Origin of the sequence: Trichocoleus sp. FACHB-46 (assembly GCF_014695385.1) — a bacterium.
Classification (GTDB): Bacteria; Cyanobacteriota; Cyanobacteriia; order FACHB-46; family FACHB-46; genus Trichocoleus.
Map to the genome: position 1 here is coordinate 1 of NZ_JACJOD010000001.1, position 3,906 is coordinate 3,906.

At 48.4% G+C, this 3,906-nt stretch carries 2 protein-coding genes; one reads left to right on the forward strand and one right to left on the reverse strand.

What is annotated here, in order from left to right; genetic code table 11:
- Positions 1–29: 29 nt before the first annotated feature.
- Positions 30–443, forward strand: coding sequence for a Tn3 family transposase (locus tag H6F72_RS00005; protein ID WP_206755407.1), 414 nt, complete (start codon positions 30–32; stop codon positions 441–443).
- 197 nt (positions 444–640) lie between these two features.
- Here the strand turns inward: H6F72_RS00005 and H6F72_RS00010 are convergent, their stop codons facing one another.
- Positions 641–3,808, reverse strand: a complete 3,168-nt coding sequence (locus H6F72_RS00010) for a CheR family methyltransferase (RefSeq protein ID WP_199298811.1) — start codon at positions 3,806–3,808, stop codon at positions 641–643.
- Between the last annotated feature and the right edge of the window lie 98 nt (positions 3,809–3,906).

Below are 3,906 nucleotides of genomic sequence, written 5' to 3' on the forward strand. Positions count from 1 at the left end.
TCGAGCAAGTGATAGATTAGTTCTTGGGCGTGGGCAAGAATGTCCATGGTTCTTGCGGTCTATTAGTTTCACGCCCTTTCTGCCACCTTTTAAGCCTTGGTGCAAGATCTGAGGTAGAGGGATTTAATCAGTTCACTCACTGGCTTTTCTTCGGCAAGGATGGAGTGATTACTGAGAACGACCCGGAAGAGCAAGAGAAACGACTCAAGTACCTTGATGTTGTGGCTTGTGCCGTTATTCTTCAAAATGCAGTGGACATTTCTTGGGCTATCCAGAGCTTGCATGCAGAGGGGCACAAGGTAGACCGGGAATCGCTGGCAGTTCTCAGCCTTTACATGACTCGACAATTAAAACGATTTGGGGATTATGTGGTGGATCTACAGCCAATTCCACAGCCCTTAGAGACTGCCATTTCACTGCCAGTAAAAATCGCTGAAAGCTAGCAACGCCCTTGTATAGTAGTGGAGAAATTTTGGTCGCTAAGGCTGAAAAGCTTATGAAATAAAGCTTCTAGGCATTGGTCTAATTAAGTGCATAATGGCTCAAACTGTCCCACTTTCAAGTATTTTTGTGACAGTCGATGCTAGGAGGGTTGATTCTACGTTGATATAGTCTTGTCACTAGCGAAACAACACCGATTTTATCCAGTTTTTTCTGTTGAAGGCGTGTGAATTGACAGGATTGCTCTGACTAATTCCTCTGTGTCTACAGGTTTTGCAATATGACGTTGAAACCCAGCCTCGATCGCTCGCTGTTGTTCAACTTTACTAGCATAGGCAGTCAAGGCGATGGCGAGGATTTGTCCGCCCGCGTCTGAACTCAACGATCGCACTTGCTGAATCAACCAGTAGCCGTCTTCTTCTGGCATTCCGATGTCGCAAATCAGCACATTGTACCGACTGGGAGCTTGATTCAAAGCGGATAACGCGTCTCTGGCAGATGAGGTGCTCTGCACTTCAGCCCCATAATCTTCTAGCACAAACTTGATTAGCTCACAGGTATCAACTTCATCATCAACCGCTAAGATCTGCAAGCCTGCTAAAGAAGAAACAAGATCGCTCGAACGTTCTAATGCCGTTGAATCTGAATCGCTCAACGGTGTAGATTCTTGGGGAAGATCGCGCAGGGGCAACCTGACGGTCAGCGTTGTTCCTTGTCCTTCACCCGGACTGGCTGCTTGCACTGTGCCGCCATGCAGTTCAACGATATCGCGCACGATCGAGAGTCCTAGACCTAGACCTGCCTTGGCTTTCGTGGTGCTGGAATCGCCTTGACGGAAGCGATCAAAAATGTAAGGCAACAAATCGACTGAAATGCCCTGTCCAGTATCGCTCACTTGGATTTGAGACTGCCCTTGGATAGCCTCCATCGTAATCTCAATGCGTCCATTTGGTGGAGTGAACTTAATGGCGTTTGACAACAAATTCCCGAAGACTTGCTGCAAGCGATCGGCATCCCCAACGATGGTTTGAGAACTCAACTGAGCAATGATTTGAATGTTTTTGGCTTCAGCTACTAATTGAATGGTCTCGATCGCAGCTCGCACCACAAGGCGCAGATCAAGCGGGTGGGTGCGGAGATTGAGCTTGCCGCTGACAATCCGAGAGGTATCTAAAATATCTTCAACGAGCTGGGCTTGCGCTCTGGCACTCCGCTCAATCATCTCTAAAGCGCGAGCGGCAGTGGCTTCATTCAGGGTGCGGGTGCGGAGCATTTGTGCCCAACCCAGCATCACGTTGAGGGGATTTCGAAGTTCATGCGAAAGGTTTGAGAGAAATTCATCTTTAACTCGGTTGGCATCTTCCGCTATCTGACGGGCTGCCTGCTCCACTTCAAATCGCTTCCGTTCGGTGATGTCTGCGATCGCCAGCAAAATCATGTCAGCGTTGTCTGCTCGTTGCAGCTTACAGGCATTCAGCAGCATCGTTTTGTGCCCAATCTGCTCAAAATGATGATCCACCTCAAAATTTTGAACCTGCCGATTGCTGGTCGAAACCTCTTCTAGAAGTGATCGCAGTTGGGGAATATTCCACTGTCTATTGCCTAGCTCAAACCAAAAAGATTGCTTGGTTTCAGCTTCAGAAACCTGAAACATATTGTAGAACGCTCGATTGACCGTCTTCACTCGCAGCTCGGCATCCAGCACCACTAAAGGGGTTTGCACCGTTTCGACGATCGCTTCTGCGTAGTTCCGCTCTGCCTCTAAGACTGCTGCATGACGTTTAAGCGCGTCGATATCGAGAAACACCATCGTCACCCCGTCAATTTGGTTTTCGGTTGTGCGATAGGGACGAATTCGCAGGGAATACCAATAGCCAGATTGGGTTTGAATTTCTTGTTCTCTCGTGTTGAGTGTCTCCAGCACCTCTAACGTCATCGATTCTAGGTGAGAAACGTCAAAATCGGTGCGGAAGTCGTTAAACGGTCGTCCGACATCGGTGGAAATGAAGTTGAACAGGCGCTGGGCAGTGGGGGTGAAGCGGCGAATTCTCAAATCATTCGTCAGCATCAAGATCGGTACACTGAGGCTGTCAATAAAGTTGTTCAGGTCGCTATTGTCTCGGTTTTGTTGCAGATTGCGGTTCCGGAGTTCCTCGTTGGTGGTGGTGAGTTCCTCGTTCGTCGCCTGGATCTCCTCTTTAGCGGTTTGGAGTTCTTCATTGGTGCTTTGCAACTCCTCGTTACTCGACAAGATTTCTTCGTTTGCCACTCGCAGGCTTTGGTTGAGATAGTTGTGTTCTTGGATCACTGCCTGCAAATGCGCTTGTGCTGAAAGCTCTCGTTGAGTTGAGGCTGACAGGGCTTGACGAAGCTGAATGATTTCACGCTCCAAATCTTCGAGTTCCCGGCGTTCAACCGGAGTGGCAGTAAAGGGAGTGACCGGAGGTAAAACCGCTTCAAAAATGACCAAAAAATATAGCTCGTTAGCGATCGTCGGTTGGAAGGGAATCACTTCTAGATTGAGGCAAGTTGAGTGCTCACCCAATTCAAGCTGAATTTGTTCTTGCCGAACCGAGATGTTTTGGGTTTGAGCTTGATAAAAGGCAGTGCGAAGCGGCATCGCCAAGCCTTCCCGTGCCATCAGCAGCAGGTTTAAGTCAGTCGTTCCGGGAGGCAGTTTTAGGTAGGGATCGGTGTCTCCGCGCAGGTCGAGAATGCGCATCTGGTCGTTCACCACGACGGACACTGGCGCGTAGCGATTTGAGATAAGTTGAGCGACTTCTCGCGCTAAATCAAACGTATTGGTATTGGTCTCACCGATTCGCTGCTGACTCTCGCCGCTGACCAGGGGATAAGAACGGGTTGTGAACGAAAACAGCGGACGAGTCAAGGTCAATTTGCGAGCGTAAATTTTGGCAGATTCGTGAACTGAAGTAAACAAGTCTGAGGCAGTCTTGATGCTTTCGGAAGTGCCCAGCATCAAAAAGCCGTTTAAGTTAAGACTGTAATGAAAAAGGGACATGATGCGCTCTTGCAATGTATCTGATAAATAAATCAGCACATTGCGACAGCTAATCAAGTCAAGGTTGGAGAACGGCGGATCGCCTCCTAAATTGTGTCGGGCAAAGACACACAGTTCCCGGAGGTTGCTGCTAATTTGATACCCTCCGGAGATAGGAACAAAGAAGCGGTTGAACCGATCGGGTGAAACTCCTCCAAGCTGGTTTTCTAAGTAGAAGCCGACCCTGGCTTTGTTGAGCGCCGCTTCGCTGATATCGGTGGCAAAAATTTGGATCGGCGGTATGGTAGCACGATCGCTGAAAAATTCTAATAAGCAAATGGCGATCGAGTAATACCAATTCTTCAAAAGCAAACGACAGATGCTATAAAACTTGAAGTGAGTTTAATCGTAGAGTATGACTGGGGTTTACAAACTAGAGATACAAGAGAGTGAAGCAGATCTCA